The organism is Geothrix sp. 21YS21S-2, from assembly GCF_030846775.1.
GTDB lineage: Bacteria > Acidobacteriota > Holophagae > Holophagales > Holophagaceae > Mesoterricola.
The window spans coordinates 472,526-494,247 of sequence record NZ_CP132910.1; the positions used below are offsets into that span (position 1 = coordinate 472,526).

Annotated in this window: 17 protein-coding genes; 10 read left to right on the forward strand and 7 right to left on the reverse strand. The window is 59.5% G+C overall.

From position 1 onward, the window contains the following. Window positions 1-377 precede the first annotated feature (377 nt). Window positions 378-2,333, forward strand: coding sequence for a methyl-accepting chemotaxis protein (locus RAH40_RS02130; RefSeq protein WP_306600415.1), 1,956 nt, complete (start codon window positions 378-380; stop codon window positions 2,331-2,333). Between the two features lie 60 nt (window positions 2,334-2,393). On the opposite strand, the gene RAH40_RS02135 is transcribed toward RAH40_RS02130, so the two are convergent. Beyond that, entirely contained in the window at window positions 2,394-3,143 is a 750-nt protein-coding gene (locus tag RAH40_RS02135) for a CPBP family intramembrane glutamic endopeptidase (protein ID WP_306600416.1), read from the reverse strand. A 386-nt stretch (window positions 3,144-3,529) separates the two neighbouring features. Here RAH40_RS02135 and RAH40_RS02140 point away from each other — a divergent pair, with 386 nt between their 5' ends. Then, the gene (locus RAH40_RS02140; RefSeq protein ID WP_306600417.1) at window positions 3,530-4,615 is read left to right on the forward strand and encodes a beta-propeller fold lactonase family protein; all 1,086 of its coding nucleotides are present in this window, start codon (window positions 3,530-3,532) and stop codon (window positions 4,613-4,615) included. Between the two features lie 1,319 nt (window positions 4,616-5,934). Here the strand turns inward: RAH40_RS02140 and RAH40_RS02145 are convergent. Next, the gene (locus RAH40_RS02145; protein WP_306600419.1) at window positions 5,935-8,382 is read right to left on the reverse strand and encodes a hypothetical protein; all 2,448 of its coding nucleotides are present in this window, start codon (window positions 8,380-8,382) and stop codon (window positions 5,935-5,937) included. A gap of 1,199 nt (window positions 8,383-9,581) precedes the next feature. Between RAH40_RS02145 and RAH40_RS02150 the strand changes: the two genes are divergently transcribed. The 3 genes from RAH40_RS02150 (at window position 9,582) to RAH40_RS02160 (ending at window position 12,312) form a co-directional block, all read left to right on the forward strand. Continuing rightward, entirely contained in the window at window positions 9,582-10,121 is a 540-nt protein-coding gene (locus RAH40_RS02150) for an RNA polymerase sigma factor (protein WP_306600420.1), read from the forward strand. A 57-nt stretch (window positions 10,122-10,178) separates the two neighbouring features. Beyond that, complete coding sequence (locus RAH40_RS02155; RefSeq protein ID WP_306600422.1) at window positions 10,179-10,628, forward strand: putative zinc-binding protein; 450 nt, start codon at window positions 10,179-10,181, stop codon at window positions 10,626-10,628. A gap of 325 nt (window positions 10,629-10,953) precedes the next feature. After that, the gene (locus RAH40_RS02160; RefSeq protein ID WP_306600423.1) at window positions 10,954-12,312 is read left to right on the forward strand and encodes a site-specific integrase; all 1,359 of its coding nucleotides are present in this window, start codon (window positions 10,954-10,956) and stop codon (window positions 12,310-12,312) included. Between the two features lie 143 nt (window positions 12,313-12,455). On the opposite strand, the gene RAH40_RS02165 is transcribed toward RAH40_RS02160, so the two are convergent. Next, complete coding sequence (locus tag RAH40_RS02165) at window positions 12,456-12,728, reverse strand: hypothetical protein (RefSeq protein ID WP_306600424.1); 273 nt, start codon at window positions 12,726-12,728, stop codon at window positions 12,456-12,458. A gap of 579 nt (window positions 12,729-13,307) precedes the next feature. On the opposite strand from RAH40_RS02165, the gene RAH40_RS02170 reads away from it, so the two are divergent. From RAH40_RS02170 to RAH40_RS02185, 4 genes are all read left to right on the forward strand, one after another. After that, window positions 13,308-15,920 (forward strand): ATP-binding protein, encoded by a 2,613-nt coding sequence (locus RAH40_RS02170; RefSeq protein WP_306600425.1) that lies wholly within the window; start codon window positions 13,308-13,310, stop codon window positions 15,918-15,920. A gap of 320 nt (window positions 15,921-16,240) precedes the next feature. Beyond that, window positions 16,241-16,705 (forward strand): hypothetical protein, encoded by a 465-nt coding sequence (locus RAH40_RS02175; RefSeq protein ID WP_306600426.1) that lies wholly within the window; start codon window positions 16,241-16,243, stop codon window positions 16,703-16,705. A 48-nt stretch (window positions 16,706-16,753) separates the two neighbouring features. After that, on the forward strand, window positions 16,754-17,335 hold the full coding sequence (locus RAH40_RS02180; RefSeq protein WP_306600427.1) for a DUF4337 domain-containing protein: 582 nt from the start codon (window positions 16,754-16,756) through the stop codon (window positions 17,333-17,335). A 345-nt stretch (window positions 17,336-17,680) separates the two neighbouring features. Beyond that, window positions 17,681-17,929: a hypothetical protein gene (locus RAH40_RS02185; protein WP_306600429.1), complete on the forward strand. Its 249-nt coding sequence runs from the start codon at window positions 17,681-17,683 to the stop codon at window positions 17,927-17,929. A 169-nt stretch (window positions 17,930-18,098) separates the two neighbouring features. Here RAH40_RS02185 and RAH40_RS23005 read toward each other — a convergent pair whose 3' ends face one another. Next, window positions 18,099-18,317 carry a methyl-accepting chemotaxis protein gene (locus RAH40_RS23005; RefSeq protein WP_373432544.1) on the reverse strand — a complete coding sequence of 73 codons (219 nt, stop codon included), beginning with the start codon at window positions 18,315-18,317 and terminating at the stop codon, window positions 18,099-18,101. Window positions 18,318-18,737: 420 nt separating this feature from the next. Between RAH40_RS23005 and RAH40_RS02190 the strand changes: the two genes are divergently transcribed. Continuing rightward, a complete protein-coding gene (locus tag RAH40_RS02190; protein ID WP_306600430.1) occupies window positions 18,738-18,905 on the forward strand; it encodes a hypothetical protein in 168 nt (55 codons plus the stop codon). A gap of 78 nt (window positions 18,906-18,983) precedes the next feature. Here the strand turns inward: RAH40_RS02190 and RAH40_RS02195 are convergent, their stop codons facing one another. The 3 genes from RAH40_RS02195 to RAH40_RS02205 are packed head-to-tail and all read right to left on the reverse strand — an operon-like array spanning window position 18,984 to window position 21,483. Continuing rightward, window positions 18,984-20,234 carry a porin gene (locus tag RAH40_RS02195; protein WP_306600431.1) on the reverse strand — a complete coding sequence of 417 codons (1,251 nt, stop codon included), beginning with the start codon at window positions 20,232-20,234 and terminating at the stop codon, window positions 18,984-18,986. Beyond that, the gene (locus tag RAH40_RS02200) at window positions 20,231-21,220 is read right to left on the reverse strand and encodes an IS3 family transposase (RefSeq protein WP_306598848.1); all 990 of its coding nucleotides are present in this window, start codon (window positions 21,218-21,220) and stop codon (window positions 20,231-20,233) included. Before RAH40_RS02200 ends, RAH40_RS02195 begins: the two co-directional genes overlap by 4 nt. Next, window positions 21,214-21,483 carry a transposase gene (locus RAH40_RS02205; RefSeq protein WP_306598849.1) on the reverse strand — a complete coding sequence of 90 codons (270 nt, stop codon included), beginning with the start codon at window positions 21,481-21,483 and terminating at the stop codon, window positions 21,214-21,216. The genes RAH40_RS02200 and RAH40_RS02205 overlap by 7 nt, the downstream gene beginning before the upstream one ends. Between the last annotated feature and the right edge of the window lie 239 nt (window positions 21,484-21,722).

Here is a 21,722-nt window from a genome sequence, read left to right on the forward strand (position 1 = left end):
AAGAATCCAGTCGCCAGGGGATCACTTTTCCGAGCCGCCATTTCAATCCCCTCCTTTGCGGGTCCGGATACCTCGGAGGGATTCAGCCGCGCGACGACGGTGGCGTCCTTTCACCCTGACGCCGATCGAGGGCCCCCTGTGAAATTCCCGGCCCGTCCCGTGGAGGGCAATTGCTGGGATCCCAACCATTTGATTTTAAGTTATTGATGATAAATATCATAGCGTCTATTGATATTGTCAACCATTCCCCTACATTGGCCTAGGTAAGGGCGGTCGGGCCGATCCTGGCTCCTTCCGGGTTTTCCCTCCTCCTGCCCGGGAATTTCCACAAGCCTCGTCTGTTCTCGGGCCACCAGGGCTTTTCGAAAGGCGGCGCCATGTCATTCCTGTCGGATCTCAACCTGTCCTCCCGTCTCTCCTTGGCTTTCGGGCTGGTGCTCTCCCTGATGATCGGGGTGGTGGTCGTTGACAACCGGCAGATGGCAAGCATGAAAGCCCGGACGATGGAGATGTTCCAGGTCAACCAGGCTGCCTCGACGGCCGCCCAGGAGATGATCGTGGCGGCTGACCGGATGCGCGTGGGGTATCGGGACATGGTCCTTTCCGGGGATGCGGGAACCTACGAGCGGGCGAAGGACCTGTACCAGAGGAGCCGGGCCGCTTACGGGGATGCCGAGTCAAAACTTGCCCGGATAAATGAAAAGCGGAGGGAAACCATGGGCCGTGCGGAGGTGGCTTTGCTGGACCGGATCCGGGTGAACCAGGAGAAGGCCTTCCCCGCCATCGACCATGTGCTGGACCTTCTTGGCCAGGGCAGGAAAGCCGAAGCCGGCGAGGTCATCCTGGGCACCCTTCGGCCCATCTATGTGGCCTGGGGCGGGTCGCTGGACGACCTCGGGGCCTTCTTCCTGCGGGAGAACGGCGAGAAGGCCGTGGCCATCCAGGACACCGTGGCCTCCGCCCAGCGTCTCCAGGTCCTGCTGGTGGTCCTTGCCTTGGCGGCGGGGATTGCCGCCTCCTACTTCGTGACGAGGAGCATCACCCGGGGCCTTGGCGGCGAGCCTTCCGAGGCGACGGCCATTGCCCGCCGGGTGGCAGGGGGCGACCTTTCGGTGGAGGTCCAACTTGAGGAGGGCGACACCACAAGCATGATGGCCGCCATGAAGGTCATGGTCGCCTCCCTTTCAGGCGTGCTCACGGAGACCCAGCGGGTGGTGGAGGCCGCGGGCCAAGGTGATTTCAGCCAGCGGGTGGCCGTGGCGGGAACCCGGGGGTACATCCTGGAGCTGGGAACGGCCATGAACCGGTTTTCCGAAACCTGCCAGCGAGGCCTCGGGGATATCGTCAGGGTCCTCGAGGCCATGGCCCGGGGCGATCTTACGGAGTCGATCACGGTCGCCTACGCCGGGGAATTCGGGCGGCTCAAGGATGCGTCCAATTCGACGGTGCAGAAGTTGGCCTCCACCATCGGGGAGGTTCTCGAGGCCTCCGCGAACCTCGTGGGAGCCTCGGACCAGCTCAGCGCGACGGCACAATCCCTAAGCATGGGAGCGAGTGAACAGGCTGCAAGCGTGGAAGAGACCAGCGCATCGTTGGAAGAGACCAGCGCATCCATGGAAGAGATGAGTGCATCCATCGCCCAGAACAATGAGAACGCCAAAGTGACGGGAGATATCGCCACCCGAACGGCCACCGAGGCGGTTGAAGGGGGGCAGGCCGTGAAGGAGACTGTCGGCGCCATGAAGCAGATCGCGAAAAAAATCGCGATCATCGACGATATCGCGTACCAGACCAACCTGCTGGCCTTGAACGCGGCCATCGAGGCCGGCCGGGCCGGGGAACACGGCAAGGGCTTCGCCGTGGTGGCGGCGGAGGTGCGGAAGCTCGCCGAACGAAGCCAGGTGGCCGCGGAGGAGATCAGCGATCTGGCCTCAGGAAGTGTGGACCTGGCGGAAAAGGCCGGGAAACGCCTGGGAATCATCGTCCCTTCCATTCAGAAGACCTCGGATCTGGTCCTCGAGATTGCCGCGGCTTCCTCCGAACAGAATTCAGGGGTGGCCCAAATCAATGGCGCCATCAACCAGATCAGTCAGGCGGTTGGCCAGATCAGCAGGTCCGTGGCCCAGAGCGCGGCCGCTTCCGAGGAGCTGGCCTCCACATCGGAGGAGGTGAGCGCCCAGGCTCTGGAACTTCAGGCCACCATGGCCTTTTTCCACCTGGGGGACACCAGGGTTCACCCGGGGAGGACCTCGCCAGGGCGGCCCCTCCCCCAGGTCCGGAAGTCGGCGGCAACCACGGTGGACGCGGGGGCCGGCGAGTTCAGGCGATTCTGAGCCGGAGGGGCCGGCCCTGGCAAGTCCTCCAGCCGATGGCCGGCGGATCGAGTCCTCGGGTCAGGGAGGGCCGGCCATCCCGGTCATCCTGCCCATCCAGGGCGGGCGGCTGCGAAGGTACAGGACCACCAGGGCAATGATGACGAAACGGAAGCAGATTCCGATCAAACCTGCTTCGGGACCGTAGGCGCCGCCGGTCAGCCAAGCCGGACCGAGGTCCGCAAGCCGCTGCAGTCCGCCCGCCGGCAGGCCACTGACTGGAAATCCGATGAGCGGGCCCTGCGCGAAATTCCATCCGAAATGCAGGCCGAACGACAGCCACAGTTGCCGGCTTGACACGAACGCCATGCCGTAGATCAGGCCACCCAGGGCATTGCCGAACACAGACATCGCAGAAGCACCCGGGTTGCACAGGTGGATCAGTCCAAACGATGCCGCGCTCAGCGCCACGGCCCATGCGAGGCGCCCCCTCAATGCCAGCACGAGCCCCGACAGGAGCAGGCCACGCATCAACAACTCTTCCTTCAGTGCCGTTAGCAGCATGCCGGAGGCCTGCCGGAATAGCAGGAATGCTGAGGAAACGGCGTGGTCGTGGCTGGCCCGGATACCCGAAAGACCCGACTCGATCAGGAAGATCCCGACCATCGCGACGCCGGCGATAAGCAGCCCGGCCAGAAAGTCGGCCAGCGCTGCGCGGCCTCCGCGCAAGCCAAGACCGTCCAGGATCCGAATTCCGTTGCGCCGCCACCGGATGAAAGCAAAAGCACCAAAGCCCAGGGCCGCCAGCAGCATGCCGACTTCGACAACCATGCGAACGTTCATCCACAGACCCTTTGGAGAAGGTAGAGGCAGCGAAGGAATTTTATGGACTGTCAGCATCATCCACAAGGCGGCAGGGCTGCATAAGCCACTAATGGCATGGGGATGATGCCCAGACCGCGTCCAACGGGTCGGATAGCCCAGTGGGGTTTCCCCAACCATAGCCTTGAATCCGGGAGTTGAGACGATGTCACACCGGCGGCCAAACCAGCACCCCAATCTCGTTGGGATTAAACCCCCTTCATACCAATGGGAGGCCGGTCCTGGAGCATGCCCAGGCCGGTCCTGTACAAAACCTGTTCGGGCGCCAACTGGCGCGACTCAATCCAAAGCGACCCCTTCGGGTCGCCATCGGCCTTCGGCCTAGGGAGAAAAAAATGAAAGCAAGATGGACCTCCTTCCCGGCGATCGTGCTCGGCAGTTCAATGTTCATCGGTTTGGGCCAGCAGGCCGAAGCCCGTGTCCCGTGGACGGGGCCCGGTGCCGTCTATACGCTCAGCAACGCTGTTTCGGGCAACCAGATCCTGGAATACCGCCGTTCCGTGGACGGATCCCTGACCTATTCGGGAGCCGTGGCGTCGGGAGGGACGGGAACGGGCGCCAATCTGGGATCGCAGGGCGCCGTAGTCCTCAGCGATGACCGCGCATGGCTGTTCGCAGTCAATGCCGGCAGCAACTCCATCTCCTCCTTCTCCGTGCATCCGGGTGGTCTGGTGCTTGCGGATACGGCCCCTTCCGGCGGCACGACGCCCGTAAGCCTGACGGTTCGCGGCCACCTCCTCTATGTCTTGAACCAGGGCGGAACCGGCAATATCACGGGATTCTGGGTCGGCGCCCGCGGCCACTTGAAGGCGATACCCGGGTCGACCCTGCCGTTGAGCAGCTCGGCCGCCGGAGCCGCGGAAGTGGCCTTCAGCCCGAACCAGGAAACCCTGGTGGTGTCCGAGAAGAACACCATGACCCTTGACACGTACAAGGTCCGGGACCAGGGCTTGGCCGTCGGTCCGACGACCCATCCGTCCAATGGCGCGGTTCCGTACGGTTTCACGTTTACCGGACGGGATGAACTGCTGGTCACGGAAGCAGGGTCCAATGCCGTGTCTTCCTACGATCTGGATGGCAACACCCTGGCCACCGAAAGTGCCAGCGTGCCCAGCCAGGGCGCCGCGCCGTGCTGGATTGCGGCAACTCCGGACGGAAGCTTCGCCTATGCCACCAACGCCCACGTCGGAACCATTGCCGGCTTCTCGGTCGGAAGGGAAGGCGCATTGAACTTCCTCGGGCTCACGCCCACGCCCAGCATCCCCGTGCTGGACATCGCTTCCGCTTCCCGCTTCGTCTACGCCCTGGCTGCGGGCACGAACCAGATTCTTGCCTACCGGGTCCGTGGGGATGGGAGCCTGGCCCCCCTCCTCGGCGCCAGCGGCCTTCCCGTCACGGCGGTCGGCTTGGCGGCGCGCTGACGAGGTCGATGTCTTTGGGCCCAGGCGTGGTCCGGGCTCTCCAGCCAGCCTGGTGTCCTGATGGGATCCGGGAAATCATGGGGACGGAATCGCAGGGCAGCAGAATGGCGGGCACCATTCTCGCACGGACACAGATAGCGTTCGCATCTCGATGGGACCTCTGTCCGAATGCGGTCGAGGCGCCCGGTCCCGGCGGGGACCAGGCGCCTCGGTCTACCCCTTTGCTTCAGGGAGGAATGCGCCCGGCGCTCGCCCAAGGCAAGCTTGTACTCCACGGTGCTCCGTTCGTCGCAGGGGCCGTCCAGGGCCACGTTCGCCTCGGGGTAGGCCTTCATGAAGTCCGCGATGGCCGCCAGAACCGGCATTCCGGTATTCGGCTTCCTTCATGGCGGCGTCGCATGAATTCGAGCCTCGCACCACCGGGTCGCTAATTTTACCCTATGGCCTCCTTGTTCTTCTCTTTGCGGGTGCCGGGATCTGGATGGCGAGGGATCTCCATGCCAGTCGGCGCTCCATCCTGGCGGAGCGATCCGTCTTGGCCCTTCAGACCGCCAAGCTCATGACGCAATGGTATGGAACAACGATCACCAGCACCGACTACGTGCTGAGAGATATCACAACCAAGGTGACGCCTGCCGAACTCGATGCGTCCAGTTCGGACCCCGGGACTCAAAAGCGGTTGTCGGTCCTCGTCCGGGAAAAGGTGGGTACAAGGCCTGGGGTTTATGGGCTGGGTTTCGTGAACAGGCGATGCATCTTCATCGCGGCTGCGGATGAGCGGGTGATCGGGATCCCAAGCAATTCGAGGTTGCGACCGGAGCGAACGCCGGTTTTGGAAAATTGCGCCTTCATCGAATACGTGCCGGCCAGTCGTTCTGCCAATAAGCAACCGGCCATCCTGGTTTCACGTCCCATCCTGTCGCCTTCCGGAAGGTTCATGGGTGGGCGAGGGCCGGCCGATAACGGTCTTGCGGTTGCATCGGCCCGCCTCCAGGGGCTTCGCGGTCCTCCTGCACGGGTTCGGGGACGATGCCTGGGGTGGCGCCTCCCGGCTCAAGGACCGGCCGGAGTTGGATGCGATGGTCTTCACCTTCCGCAACCGGGCCTGGCGCCGGGGACACCCTCCACCTTGAGAGGTTGGGAGCGGGAGGACGCGGCGGCGGTTGTCCGCCATCTTGCGGCCCAGGGAGTGCCGCGGAACAGGATCGTCCTGGTCGGGGCCAGCCAGGGGGCAGGTTTGACCTTCTTCATGAACAGTCTGCTGCGGGTTTGCCTCGGGCCGCGTTCTGGCGAGCCCCTCGGTCGGAGCTGGCAGGACCCTAGTAATGGATCGGCGTCTTGCCTGCCCAGGGGCTTGATCTGTATTTTCCGTGGAGCAGCTTGAAGCACGTTCTCCCAAGGCCTTTTTCCCCACCGACTTTTTCGGCGACGACGGCATAGTGCAGGGCCTCGGGAATTCGTGGGTCTTCCGGCTCCTTCTTGGCCCAGGCCAGGGCCCGCTCATTCAGCCAGTCCGGACCATCCGCCAGGGCCATGAGCGCCTTCCCTTCTGCCTCACCTTGGTGTTGTTGGGTCGGGGTGAGCCAGGACAGGTTGGGCACTCGGCTCCCAATCAGGTTGAAAAGGGGGACCTCCATGGCATGAGGCTGTGGGTAGTAGAAGTAGGATCCCCACACATAGGATTCCTCCACCTTCTCCGTCTGCCCCCGTCCTCTGTTCCATTTCGGGCCTGGCCACCAGCTCGCCGCCAGGTAGGTGTCCCTTTGGTGAAGGGGGATAGGTTTAGCGCCCGGCTCGGTGAAGGTTCGCCGGTTGATGCCCTGGAAAACCATCCACCGAAGGCCTGGGTGAGACAGAAGGGCCATCAGGGCCAAGTGCTCCTTTTCCTCCTGGGAGGCCCGGATGAATCCGGCGAGGGCGGGACCCATTCCTGGTTCCGCATCGACCAGGTCCGGGGTCGCCTCGGCGGCAAGATCCCACCGCTCGAGAAGGACCGCCCGAACCCAAGCTGCACGGGTCCACTCTCGCCGGAGGTGGCCCGGCAGGGCCTTGTTCCTGGCAAGGCCAAGAATCACCTCCGTCGGCGTGTGCAGGTTCAGGATCCTGGCGGCATCACCCTGGATGAACTGAGGAGGAGCCTGAACATCCTTCAACATTTTGCGGACTTCAGGGTGGGTCGCCTGGGTCCCGACGTTCCAGGTGGTCAAGCTGCTGCGGGCTAGGGAATCCTCCCCACCCAGGCCGTAAGATCCGGCGGGGATTCGCAAGGCATCCGCCAGGAACGCAGTGGGGGATTCGGCCATCGGCATTCTGAGAGCACGCCAGAGGTTGAGAGATGAGGGGGTGGTATTTCCACCTGTTCGATCCAGGAACTCTGCGATCAGCCCCTTGGCTTCAATGTCCTTGCCACCGGCCGATAGAATGCGAGCCCGATGAAAGGCAATTGTTTCATACCCCGGGTCGTCCACCTTGACCTTGGCGCCGGCCTCCAACACTTCCTCGATGCCCTTGGAGGAAGGTTCACCGTTCGCCAATGCCATGAGAAGCCACGGCTGACTTCGCTTCTTGGTCCACCTGGCGAAGGCGATGGAGTAGGCCTTCGGGCCCGTGTCCCTGAACCTGTAAATCCACTCGGTCAGGTCGTTTTTCAGAAGGCCGGGCTCGATGCCCCGCGGCTTGTCTCGGTCACCCCCCCAGACATTCTCCCCGACGATATTCGCGTCCAGGAGGTTTGAATACCGACCGAGGGTATCCCCGTAATCATGACAAGGCACTCGGCCCAGGAGCTCGGAGACCAGGGCGTCCCCGGCAGCCACCGGCGCCCATCTCGCCAAGGCCTGATAGGCCCCAACGTCGATGGACTCGACGAGCTCTTTCTCCGGAATGGGCTCTGGGACAGCGCAGGTTGGCCGGGAAGGGAGACCCCGCTTCTTCAGCTCGTCGAAAGTCCGATGAGCTTCCTGGAAACAACGGGAGGCCTCCTCCCCATTTGAGGCAACGGTACCTTCCCTGAGCCAACATCGCCCCACCAGGTATGCGGCGAGTCGCCGCCAGGGGCTCGAGGCGTCCTGACTGATGGCGAGGAAGGAATCTCGGGCCGCCTTGAAGTCACCGGAGTAGAAATGGGCGCTGGCCACCTGATAAGTTCGGTCCTGCCTGAAGAGCTGGTCCCGCCCGGCCGGAATGGGCTCCGGCGCCATCTTGGCGTTTCCACTGGCCGAGAACACCTTGTCCTGTGTCTTAATCCACTCCTGAACCCACTCCGGCTTCCACCGTTTTGTCCGGTCCAGGAGGGTGCCCGACGCGACCTCCATGGCACTATCAGAAATTACGGGCCGATAGAAGTTGATGTCCCAACGGAATCGATTGGGCTCGGGCTGCGGCTCTCGAGTGAATTTTGCTCTGGTTCCTTTCCATCCCCGCGGGGCCCTTTCTTCAGGAACCGCCGCCACCTTGGAACCGCGCACGAGCTGGACACCGCCCTGGAGACGATCATCCCAGAGCGATAGAACCCCATTGCGCTCTGCCTTGGTCAGCGGGGCGCCGGTGAGGTACCGGTATGCGACCACCAGGTAGGTCCTGGCATAGCTCGGTTGAAGGATGCCCAGCCTCCCGGCGGCGAAGCCATTCAAAGGCAGGTCTGGGTGCTTCTCCCAGGTAAAGGCCAGGGATGGCCCCTCCGGCGCACACGCGCGGATGATGGGGATCGCGGCCAGGATGCCCATGAGGACGATTGGGGCCATCTTGAGCAGGATGCGGGGTCTCATTTCGTCACCAAGAAGAGGGCCCTTTTAAATGCTGCCGGGGTCCAGGGGAAGGGGTTGAAGACGAAGGTCCGGGCATTCTCGGGTGGCGAGGCCGGAAGGGGTTGGTTGGTGGAGATGCCCCAGGACAATGACTTCCCCACTGGTCCCGCCAATGGTCGCCCACGCCGAAGCCAGGCGAGAGCCTCAGATGTGCCCTGGCCCATCTGAAAAAGCATGACAACCGCACCATCCACAGGCAGGTCCATGATCCAACGGTCGCCCATGCACCACGAGGCCAGTGCGGTCATGGTGATGGGAACCTTGATGGCGCCATCGCCTCGGAGCCTCGTGATCAACCTTCGATACAGGGGCCGCTGGCTCCGGCTGGCATCGAAATCCACCTGGAGGCCTTCAACTCCCTCAACCAGTGCCTCCATCCGGATGGCCGCCACAACCTCTTCCAGGTGCACATCGTCAAGGTAAGGGGGGACGATGTCCAACCGGACAACGGAAATCCGGTGCATCCCCGGGGAAAGGCGCAGCGGGGCAGTTCGATGGCGAAGGGCCAGGCCCTCGGGTCCAACGTGAATGCCTAGTACGAAAATGGCAACCCCGGCATCATCGGGGGCAAGAAACCTCAAGTCTTCCGGCCTGTCCCATGCCCAAATCCAAACCCGAGGTGCCGGAGGAATTGAGCTCGGCACTCCGGAAAGGCCCGGGCTAAGGGCAAGAAACCACATTAGAAGGAATTTCATTGGCAACTTGCCGGCAGTAAAGGCGTCCGCGGTGACCATGACATCCAAAAAGGGGAATGGGATGAATCGAACGATGGAAAATCGGTCGCCCTAGGTTCTGGTCCTATGGTCCAGGTTACTTCGGAACGGCCTGTGGGGGCCTTGGGTGTGGATTTGGCCCCTTGCATGCCCCGGCCAGGGCTAGAACCAGGAACAAGGGGGCAAGAAGTCCAAGGATGAGGAGGCGGGGTCGAGAACGAATGTGAGTCATGGCCTGCCTGCAGATGATGGCGCTGGATGGCAATATGATAAATTATTAAATGCCATTTGGCACGCGCTCTTACGATGCCCTGGAGGCCGCCCATAGCTCTTGCCCAACGTTCATGACCACGGTCCAGGCCAAGATCGTCGAGAAGGGCTAACTCATGGGCGCCTTGTTGGGCCAAAACTGACTTTGCCGTGAAACGTTGGCATAATAACCCATGTATGAATATCCAAGATTTCGAAACGATCCACGCCGACCTTCGACCCAGGGTCGTGTCCCTCCTTCGTCGCCTGGTGGGGCCTGAAGAGGCCGAGGATCTGGCTCAGGAGGTCTTTCTCAAGGTTCATCATGGACTCCCTGGTTTCCGGGGGGATAGCAAAGTGTCCACCTGGGTTTTCCGGATCGCGGCGCGGCACGGCCTGGACTACCTTCGCCTGCGGCCGGCCCCTTGCGTCCAGGCACTCCCTGATTTCGAATGTGCCGATGCCGACGCCGCCGTCACACCCATGAAGGAAGAGATGAACACCTGCGTCCGGGATATGATCGATGCCCTTCCCGAGGACTACCGGGTCATCCTGGGCCTCTGCGAACTCAAGGAGTTCCGCATCGGGGAGATCGCTGCCCTCCTGGGCATCACGGACGGCGCCGCCAAGATCCGCCTGCACCGGGCCCGGGCCCTGCTCCGGACGCGCATGGAGAAGGGCTGCCGCATCCTGCTGGACGAGCGGGCGGAACTCCAGTGCGACCGCAAGGCCCCCTGAAAAACCCCGTATCCTTTCACCCGTCGGTCCCGTCTCAAAGGGTGAAAGGAGGACACCATGTCCGAAACCATCACTCTTGAGCCCGCCAAGGCCTCTTGCAGCCTTTGCGAGGCCTACGCAACACGCGAGTCCGTCAAGCCCATCGTCGTCATGTCCTGCGAAGGCGCCTGTCTGCGGGGAGAATTGGCCCGGCTCGCGGCCAATCAGATCTGCGATGAGCTGGCCCCCGAACGCACGGCCCGGCTCTGCCTGGGAGGGGCCTTCACCAAGGACACGGGACAACGCAACCTGGCCCGCCGGGCGGAGCGGGTCGTGGCCATTGAAGGCTGCCCCACCGACTGCGGCTCCCGCATGATGCGCGCCGTCCTGCCGGGTTTGCAGGTGGAAGTGTTCCACCTGGAGGGCGCCCGGTTCGATCCGAAGCTCTTTTCCATCCGGGAGCTCCCGGAGGCGCAACGGAAAGCCTGCGCGATTGACATCGCGCAGGCTGTCGCTCTGAACCTTTAGCGGCTACTTGCACGCAGGTAAAAAGGGAGAGCCCCGAGAACTCAAGGTTCACGGGGCTTTTCTATGTGGTGGCTGGGCGCGGACTCGAACCGCGGACCTAGGGATTATGAGACCCTCGCTCGAGATGAATCAGAAGAGCTTCTAAAGCCTCTTTAGTTATTTGAAAATAGATACTTAAGTGGAGCCATTCCGCCTCCGATAAGAGAAGGGTGGTATTCTAAAACCCCATTTTTCAACGATCAAACTGTACCCCTAGACTGTACCCTATTCTGCGAAACCTTCTCAACTCGATGCGGCTTGGCCACCTTCTTTCGAGGGTTCTTCCATGAAGCTCACCAGCATCACCGACTCCTTCGCCCTTCGCGTTGCCCGCCCCACCAAGGACCAGAAGGCGACCTTCTACTTCGACAAGAAGAGCACTGGGTTCGGTCTGAAGGTTTACTACAACGGGACCAAGGTCTATGGCGTGCGGATCGCCATGGTGGGGAATGCTGCCCGTTGGCTGACCATCGGGCCCCACGGGGACCCCTGGGACGCGGATGGCGCCAGGGAGGAAGCCCGCATCATCAAACTCAACGTCGAGAATGGGCTGGACCCATTCGCCCACCGGGCTCCCAAACACGCGTCGCTCAGGAAATTCAAGGATGTGGCGAAGGCGTTCTTTCAATACTTCAAGGATGAAGTCGAGAAGGACCGGCGGAGCCAGGTCACCCTCACCAAATACGAACGTCAGTGGGAAAGGAACGTGTCCACCAAGCTCAAGGAACTGTCGGTCGTGAGCTTGAAGCGGTCCCATTTCGAAACGCTCCACAAGTCGATCTCAAAGCGCAATCCGGCCAAGCCGACCCCGGTTGAAGCCAACCGGACCCTAGCGATGCTTTGCTCGATGTTCAGTTGGGTCCTCGAGCGGGATGAGGAGGACCGGTTCGGGCTGAAGGAGAACCTGGCGGATGGGGTGTCGCGGAACATGGAATACGAGCGTGGAATCTGGATGGAGGAACAGGACCAGGCGCGCTTGCTGGCCTTCCTCACAGCCCGGCACAATCGCATCTCAGTCTGGTGGCCCGCGGAATGGCGCGCGAGGAAGGAAGCCAAACTGGCCAAGACCAAACGAAAGCCCATCAAGCGGCCCCCGAATGTGTTGGCCGACATCGTACTGGATGCATTCCTGCTGGCCTTCCTGACGGGCATGCGGCACTGCGAAGTCTTGGCCCTGAAGTGGGACGATGTGAGCAAAGTGACAGGTACGCTCCAGGTGCCGATCTCGAAACGGGGCGGTGACCCGGACGCCAAGGCCGAATTGAAGGCCGTATTCATCACAAAGGAGATCCAGGAAGTGCTCGACCGAATTCCCAAGATTAGCGAGTGGGTCTTCCCCTCCCAGGGGAAAAGCAAGAAGAGCGAATCGGGGCACCTCGAGAACCTTCAGGATGCGTGGGAGCGGATCCGAAAGCACTTGAAGCTCCCCGCTGTCCGCCTTCATGATTTCCGTCATACCTGGGCCTCTGAACTTGGCGATCAGTCGAACCTCAACGCCCGCGAGCTGAAGGAAACCATGGGCTGGAAGACGATGCAGACGGCCATGCGGTACATGCACGCACGGGAACGGCAACAGCAGGAGAAGGTGCAGGAAATCTCCACGTCTCGGATCAAGCGGTTGCAGGCCGTAAAGGCCAGGTCATGACCACCGATATGCGCCACTTTCCACGATCGGTTTATGGCCCCGTTTGAGGTTTGAGGTGCTTGGCACAGTTTGGACAGATTGCGTGAGTGAAGGAGGCAGAGACCCTGGCTCCCACGTATTCCTCCAGAGGCACCCACCTGGAATCATCCTCTCGCATCTGTTTGCACCAGGCACAAATTGGCAATAAACCTTCCATGGACTTTGCTAGGTGCAGTGCCTTGCTCAGTTCTTCCACTTTGGCATTCAGCCTCGCGGTCCACTTCTCGCTTGTATTGGGTGCCTGCCTTGTCATAAGCCATGGCCACATCGATGGTGTCCACGTAGGCCCCGAAGGGCTTGGTGGAGGGAGAGCTGAAGGTGACGGTCAACGTGGCCTGGTTGTTCGCCGTCTGAGTTCCAGAGATGTTCGCAATCATGTTGGAAGTGTCCTGCCACCCGTAATAGACCCCAGCGGCAGGCACCGACCCTGAAAGGGTTAGGAGGATGGTGGCCGGTAAATGACTGTTGGAATTGGATCCGGAGACCTGGATCGTGCTGGGTGAGGCCGAGAAGGAAAGCGTTGGTGGCGCGCCGCCACGCCTGCCCTGATGATCAGAGATCAAGGCATGTAGAGCGGGCCTTCATGATTTATGAAAGTCTTGAGGTCATGCACTCGCTGCTCTGGAAGGTTCTGGAATTGAGAGATCAAGGTCCATCGGATTCACCCTGAGCGGTTAGATCATCCTGTGTTCCCCTGGTCGGAATGGATTCGATCCAAGCACCACCATCCAGGTTCCTGTTTGTCGATTTTTATATCTAATCCTGGGGCTGAGCCTTTAATGGATATCCCATGCGAAGATTATTAGGTGATAAATCTAGGAACCGCTTATAAAATCTTGTCTTACAGGCGAAGAGTAGCACAAGGCGTGCTCCCGTTCCATTACCGTGGCTTCTTCGCCACCGGCACCACTGGTCGGGCCTTCCCATAGAAGCTTCTTCTCTAATGGAGGCATGTGATGGCGCTCACCTCCAGGGGTCGGTATGGACTCGGAGGGCACCATTCGGGTTTACAATCCTTTTGGGCCCGTTTGCCTCCGCATGCAACCGCAGACCGCTTGGCCACAACCAAAGGTTGGGCCATGGGGCAAAGAGAGATTTCTTCCATGAGTAAAGACCTGCGAAATGTCGCCTTGCCCCGATTTGGATTACTACTCATTGTAGTGTCCTTTGTCACCTGCACTGGACTGGTGGCCTTTGGGATTCGCGGTCTTGTGTCAAGTCGAAAGAGCGATGTGATTCTCGCGGAGGTTCGGACACGGAACCTTGCTCAGTCCATCGATCAAAATATTTCGGGAACCATTAAGATCATCGATATCGTCCTCCAGAGTGTGGTCAATGAAGTTGAGCGGGAGCAGGCCAGCGGAGGCCTGTCCCTGCAGCGGTTAAGGAATTTTACTGAATCCGAGGAGAAGCTGATTCCGGAAGCAATGCTCATTCGGGTCATCGACGACGATGGTCGCGTATTAGTTGGGAATAGCAGGGTAAAACCTCAGAAGGGCCTTTCTGCATTTTACAACCCCAGGCGGTTCCAGGACCGGTCTCGGGTTGAGCCCTTCATTTCAAGACCCATTCTGGATCCCCTCACGAACAGATGGGTATTAATCTGTGAGCGGCGCTATGGAATCCCCGACAGTAGCTTTGGTGGCGTTGTCGCAATCCCAGTTTCCCTTGACCACTTCCAGAAGCTTCTGCAGGGGTTCGAGGTCGGGGTTGGGGGAACTCTCACACTCCGGGACAACGAACTCGGTTTCATGACCCGAAGCCCCATAGTTCTGAAGGGGCAGACCTTAAACATTGGGGAGAAGATTGTCTCTCCTGAATTGAGAGAATTCGCTCGCTCTGGGACTGCCCAAGCAACCTATTTCACCAGGACTCCGTTCGATCAAACCCTGCGCACCTTCACCGTTCGGAAACTCCAAAACGCCCCACTAATTGTTCTGGCGGGCCTCGCCGAGGATGACTACCTTTCGCAGTGGAGGCAAGATCGCAATGTCACCATCGTTGTGATGGCTGCCTTTGTCCTGGCAATCGGAATTACCTTCTTGGTGATTTGGCATTTTTGGCGCAAGCACGAAAGTGCCGTTCTTGCTCTGCATGAGAATGAACGAAGAGCCTCCGGTCTGCTTGATGCAATCCCCGATCTGATGCTCCACTTGGATCGAACCGGTTCCATTCTGGACTTCAAAGCAGAGGTTGGTAACGATACTGGCTCTATTCCTCGGGATCGTTTTGGTGAAAATCTCCTTGAGGATTTGACTAGCGAACAGACGATATTGATCAAAAGCAAGATCACGGAAACCCTCGCTAGCGACTCTCTTCATACCTTCGATTTCCAGCGAATGGGAAAGGATGGGACCCATTGCCATTTCGAGGCGCGCATGGTTCCTAGTGGTCCCGACGAGGTGATGGCTATAGTCCGGGATACCACTGATCGGGTCCAGGCAGAGGAGACCCGGCAGCATCTCCAAGCCAAACTTCATCAGGCGCAAAAAATGGAAAACCTTGGCAACCTTGCAGGTGGTGTGGCCCATGATATGAATAATGTCTTGGGAGCGATCCTCGCCTTGGCCTCAGCCAACGTAGAGACACAGGAACAGGGAAGTTCGTCCCTTCATGCTTTCCAAACCATTATTAGGGCTGCAGAACGGGGTGCGAAAATGGTCAAAGGCCTATTGACCTTTGCACGCCAGACACCCGCAGAAATCAAAGAGGTGAATTTCAACACACTTTTGATCGAGGAGGCTCATCTCCTTGAACGAACAACCATGTCGAAGATTCGTATAGAGTTGGACCTTACTCCTGAGATTAGGCCCGTCAGTGGTGATGCCAGCGCTTTATCCCACCTACTCATGAACCTATGTGTCAATGCCGTCGATGCCATGAGAGAAGGCGGGACGCTGACCCTTCGGACGCGAGTCTCTAATCAGAAATGGATTGAAGTTCTGGTTGAAGATACGGGAACGGGAATGCCCAAAGCTGTATTGGAAAAGGCCCTGGATCCGTTCTTCACGACCAAAGATGTCGGGAAGGGCACTGGGCTTGGCCTTGCAATGGTTTACCGAACGGTAATGGCGCACAAGGGAATGATCGATATTCAAAGTGAACCCGGGATAGGGACTAAAGTGAATATTCGTTTTCCATGCTCGGAGGTTGGGGCTAAGGAGGAGAAGTTTGATCCCGAACCGCAATTTACCCCAAAGGTCAAAGCCCTGGAGATACTTCTGATTGATGATGATGAGCTTATCCAGAGCAGTATGGTGGAAGTCCTGGATATGTTGGGGCACCACGCAACCACCGTTTCTTGCGGGGAGGATGCACTGGCAATGCTTGAAACAGGCTTTCGGCCAGAGGTTGTGATCCTGGACATGAACATGCCAGGTCTAGGTGGACTTGGAACCCTTCCTCGGCTCCGAAAGTTGCTTCCCGCCGTGCCAGTTTTGCTTTGCACTGGCCGCGCTGATGATACAGCCTTAGACCTAATGATTGCCCATGCAGACGTAACTCTCCTGCCTAAGCCGTTCACAACTAAGGAACTTCAAATTCGTCTCGGCCAGGTAATTCAACGCTAGGGGAAATTGGATCTCAAGGAGGATGGAGAGGCTGTTTTCCCAAGAGCGAAACCGGGACTTTGGGTGTGCGTTAAGAACAACATTGGCACAGCCTCAAGAGTGCAAAGTGAGACCAACTCTCCTCAAACTCACGCCAGGGAGCGCCGTAGAGGATGCTGTGGGGGAAAGGCAGGGCAGGGGGCCTGGTGCGCCCGAGAACCGCAGAATGGCCGAGAGACCCGCCAAGACCGTGGGGATATTGGACGGGGGTGCCCATGCCTGGACCAAAGCCGGATCCATTGATGTGGCTCACATGGTATCCAATAATTGAGTCGCAGCCGATGCTCACCATGGAGCAACTTCGTTTATTATCGCCGGCTCCAGTTGAAGACGGCGGTGAGGTAGTTCGAATGAAATCGACAGTGAACATCACCTTTCCACCGGGCCAAGTCCCAAACCACCTCCTCTGGTTTTCCAGGATCTTGGACCACATGGGCGAATCCTGGTCAGCGCTCACCCTGCCCGAGAAGAATCGATTTCTCCGGACTATTATCGACCACGTGGTCGTACACGAACCTAAAGGCCGCCTTGATATCGTCTACCGAGATTTCACATTGAGGCTGTCTGTTCCTTTGGAACTTGGCGGCTGGGCGAAGCGCCTGGGTAACGGCGTCGGGTTCCGGGGACTGGGCCACCACGACGGCTCCGCTGTGGAGCCTGACGTTGCTGCCCAGGATGGGCAGGAGGTCTCTGCTGAAATCCACCGCGAACTGTTACCGCAAACTTTCGCGGATCAGGAATTCTAGGTCTATATTGATCTGCTGTTGCCGCTCGTAACGAACATGGAGGAAGTCATGCCCGAAGGCCCAGAAATTGAAACCGATCAATTAAGCGAGGCGATTCACGAGGAAATGGAAAAGGAAGGGGGGGCGTTCCTTAAACAGATTGCCCTGAGCACGGCAGTTCTGGCGGCCTTTGCGGCTGTTGCGGCCTTGAAGGCAGGGTCCACGGTGAACGAGGCACTTGTCTTGAAGACCGAAGCCACCCGGCTGCAAGCCCAGGCTTCGGATCAGTGGTCCTATTACCAGGCCAAAGGCGTAAAGGCCACGGTCCAGGAAGCCACTCGTGCCACCTGGGAAGTTGCAGGCAAGACGGTTCCCCAGAAGACCCTCGAACAAATTTCCAAATACGCTCATGAGCAGGTGGAGATCATGAAAGCGGCCCAGGAAAAGGAAAAGGAACGGGATGAAAAATCCTCAGAAGCAGACGCCCTCCTGCACCACCACCACCGGTTTGCCAACACCGTAGCACTATTTCAAGTTTCCATAGCCTTGGGAGCTCTCGCGGCCTTGACCCGAAGCCGACCCTTGTGGCGTGGATCAATCATTCTTGGTTTGTCAGGAATCGGTCTTTTCCTGTTCGCGATCCTAGGTTGAACCCTCAAATTCCTGGCCGGACCGCCACAGGGATCACCTGACTTGTCAGGCCGGGAATTCTGCCTCCGAAGGCCAAGGAATTGGGAGAGCCCTTAGCCTTGCCATGGACCTCACTCACAGCACTATCAAGAAGCCTTTGGCTATCTGAGCCCCCAGAAGGCAATCAGCGCCATCCAAACAACGACCCCCAGGGGACATGGGTCCATGAGGTTCACCGTTCGGAGATCCCAAATCATGTGGCCTGCAACCACTGGGAATGGAAGTTACAAGGTAGTTCCGGGCAGTCCATTGTTCCCGTTGCCATGAAGCCGTAAATTGAAGCACTTATTTTCGGGGGTGAACGCCATGATTGTCCTTGAATTCCGGATTGAAGCGAACTTCCGCGCAGCATGTCACCTGTTGGAACACAATGGCCTCGCCATTGATATGGAGGCCGCCAAGGATGCCTGGCGCCCCAGTCAAATATGGCTATTTGAAGAGCAAATCACTTGCGAGGCAAAGCGCGTATCGCTCGCACAGGCCCGCTCCCTCGAGAAGATGGATCGAATCGAGCGAAATGGTCATGCTTCCCAATGCTTGGCGATGCCACAGTAGGAATGGATCAGGCGATGATGCACCAGGTGGTGCCGTAAATGCTGAGCATGGGGAATGCCCAGCCTCGCCCACGAACGCAATTCGATCTGTCGTGCTGGGCTGAAACGGGCATCATTCCTACCCGCAGAGGCCTCTCCTTGGTGACGCTCTCTTCGCAGGCTTCGGCCCGTTACCGAACCTTCCTGGCAGCATGGGCGGAGCTTTCGGCGAGATTGCCAACATCCCCGACAACCACCGCGAAACCCTTCCCTGCCTGACCTGCCTTCGTGACCTCGATGAAGGCGTTGTGGCACAGGAGGTTTGTCTGCCTGACGATGGCATCTATCAACCGGGAGGCCTTCGCGATGGTGGGAAGGCGTCCTGGATGGCTGCCATGTTCGAGGTACAAGGTTCCACCTTGGGACTTCTGAACAACGGGGATTTCAATGCTATGGCCAACCGGGCTCGACCCATGGCAATGGCGACCGGGTTCCCGGAGGAAACCACGGGGAGAGGGAGCAGTGAGAAAAAATGTAACAAAGGATTCACACGCCGTTCCAAGGGAGTGCCAAGGCTTGGCTCATATTAATCGGGAACTATGCACTTTCTCAGGCCGCTGGAGGCAGCCATGCGCAGCAGCAAGGCTCCAATTGTCTGGTTCTCCCCAAGGCCGTTGTGCGGAGTGGGAGGCTACGAGTTGATACTGATTGGACTGGGTGCCCTGATCGCATACGCGCTAGGCACAACGATCGACCTGTTGTCCTGACCAAAATCCGTGGAGCCCATCTTGACTCCGGATTCAATGGAATTAATTCTCACAGGAAGCTTGATGAAGACCACTCGTGAATTCATCCTCAAGCAATTCGGTCGACGCAAGTTGACATTTCGGGACCTGATGCTCTTGGCGATTCTGATTCTCCTGACCGGCGTCATGCTGGCCATCGGGGCGATGGGGCAGAGCGCGATCGACCCCCAGGGTCACGTGTTCCTTCGTTAGGCACCCTGGAATTGGGACGTGGAACGGACAGAAAAGGGCCAGCTTTCGCCGGCCCCTTTTCTATCTTGGTCATTCAGGTTAGAAGGCCACCTGGAAGGCGGCGATCAGCGTATCCCCGCCCTGCTCGGAGGTCTGGCCCGCCGCGGCGTTGGGCTTGAGGAAGTTCTTGCTGCGGAGGATGTAATTCAGCTTCAGGTTTGCGGCTTTAACTTTGGCGGGACTGAACGCATAGGTGTAACCGATTGTGGTCTCGGTGAATTTGGGGCTGTAGTCGGTGGCCGTGGAGATGTAGGGACTGGCAGCCGTGTACCACTGGTCGCCGCTGTTGTAGTTCATCAGGTCGTAGCGTGCCAGAAGCGTATGAGGGCCGAAGGTGTAACCCGTGGTGACGTAGTAGCCGGCGAACTTCTGATCCAAGTGCTCACGGCCGGCTACGCCCGCCTGAGCGCCCACGCTGGGAGAGCGACGGCCCAGGAGGCCCGTGATGTATTCGGCCGAGACCTGAAGGCCACCGGACTTGAACGTATAATACGCCCCCATGTTGGTCGTCTTGTCCTTGTTGTCCAGGACCAGGGCGTTGGTGGGAACGGCGACGCCCGAGAACGTCTTGCCCAGGAGGGCGCCCTTGTCCGTCTGATCCGTGGAACCTTGGAGGGTGTAGGCGCCGAAGGCATGGCTGGCGCCCACATTGAAGTCAGCGCGGAGGACGAGGTCCTTTCCCGCGTTGGTGTCCCCGGCCTTGCCCGAAGCCAGGTCGGATACGCCGTTGAAAGCGCCGGCGGAGAACTTGCCTCCGAAGCCCTTGGCATCGCCGAAGGGCACGGCCAGCACCAGGCCCCGATCGCGCTTGTCTCCGAACACACGACCCAGTTGGCTGCGTTCCGCGAAGAGCAGTTCGGAGGAGCTGATGTTACCTTCATAAGTCTGAAGCGTCTTGAACTGGCCCACCTTGGCTTGAACACCCATGAAGCTGTAGGTGATGAAGACATCCTGCAGAACGGTGGGATTGTAGGACGCGTTGCTGTTGGTGGCGTTCGCGGACGTGGTGTTGATCGACGGATCGATCATCACCTGGTACTCGACCCCGGGGAGGATCGGCCCCTTGATGCTTAGCTCCGTGCGGCGGAGGTTGAAGCCATTCTCCTTGAATTCGCTGCGAAGGTTGTAGTAGTTGGCCACGCTGTTCAGGCGGAGGTTGCTGTCCATCATCTGCGTGTACCAGACCTGGACCAGGTGGCCTTTCCCCAAATTGAGAACCAAGTGGAAGGTTAGTCCTCGGTTAAATTGGGGGCAAAAAGACCGCCAAGCCGCAGGCTTGGTCGGGTTCATGATACCTTCTCCGCTGCCTGGGTGGAGGATAGAGCGCCGGAGGGATCCGACTCGAGCGCCATCCCAGGGGCCTGCACTGCAGGAGCAAGGGGGCCGCGTGCGGTCCTCTTGCTGACCGCGGGTAGGCCCCAAGGCGGTAAATCCCGGGGGTCCGGGGGCAGAGCCCCCGACTTGGAAAGCCGGGCAAACTCCCTGGGCGTATAGAATCCGAGGCTGGAATGCGGGTGGCACTCGTTGTATCGCTTGCTGAAGGCCTTGATGATGACGGCGGCCTCCCGCACGCCGTGGAAGGTTTCCTGGTTAAGGCATTCGTCCCGGAACCTGGCGTTGAAGCTCTCGGCGTAGCCGTTCTGCCAGGGCTTGCCGGGGTCGATGAGGTGAGTGTCGATGCCCAGGTCCCCGATCCATAATTTCAGGTCGATGGCGATGAACTCTGAGCCGTTGTCGCTGCGCAAGAACTTGGGTACGCCGCGCTCCTGGAAGACCCGGGCCAGCACGCCACGGACCTGAAGGGAATTGAAGGTGTGCCCAACCTCGATGGCCAGCGACTCCCGAGTGAACTCGTCTTCCAAGGTCAGGAACTTCAAGGAGACGCCATTGAACGACCAGTCGAAGACGAAGTCGTAGGTCCAGACATGGTTGATGAACTCGGCCTTCCGAGGAACGCTGTCCCCGGTCCTGATTTTCTTCCGCCTTGGCCGCCGAGAAACCTGAAGGCCGTACTTCTGCCAGATGCGGTTCACGGCTTTGATGTTGATGACGACGCCGCTGCGCCGGAGCAGGGCCCAGACGCGGTTCTGCCCGTAGCGAGGGTGTTCGGCGCTCAGGGCCTTGATCAGGTCAGCCTGGTGGTCCTGGGGCTTGGGCCGGGCTTGGTAGCGCTGCCCAGTCCTTGTGATGCCCAGAAGCACAGCGATCCTGCGCTCCGAAATCCCTTCAGCCTTCAAGAGCCTTACCCCCTCGCGTTTCTGAGGAGCGCTCACCATTTTTTTGCGAGCAGTTCCTTCATGGCGTCGATCTCGACGTCCCGCTGCCCAAGGAGCCGCAGGAGGCGAGCGTTGTCCTTCTCCAACTGCTTGAGCTTCCGGACGTCCTGCACGGTGTTCCCGGAGAACTTGTTCCGCCACCGGTAGAAGGTCACCTCGGAGACGCCGGCCTTTTTGCAAAGCTCGGTGATGGTGTTTTCGCCTCGTTCTGCCTCACGCAGAAGGGCGACGATCTGCTCGTCGGTGAGCTTGGGCTTGCGCATTCAGGGTTCTCCTCGTTCAGGATGAGCCCTAACGTTTCATTTGGTACTCAGATTTGGGGAAAGGCCACAGGCCGCCCACGGTGGGGGTCTGGGCGGTCAGGGGGACGGATGCGATAAGCAGAGCCAGGGACGCCAGGGAAGTGAGTCTCTTCATTGAATCTCCAATACCGAATGTCGGTATCGTAAGATTCCCAGGCCGATGTTAAGACGCTGTGCCTGCTTGGCTCATTCGCCGTTAA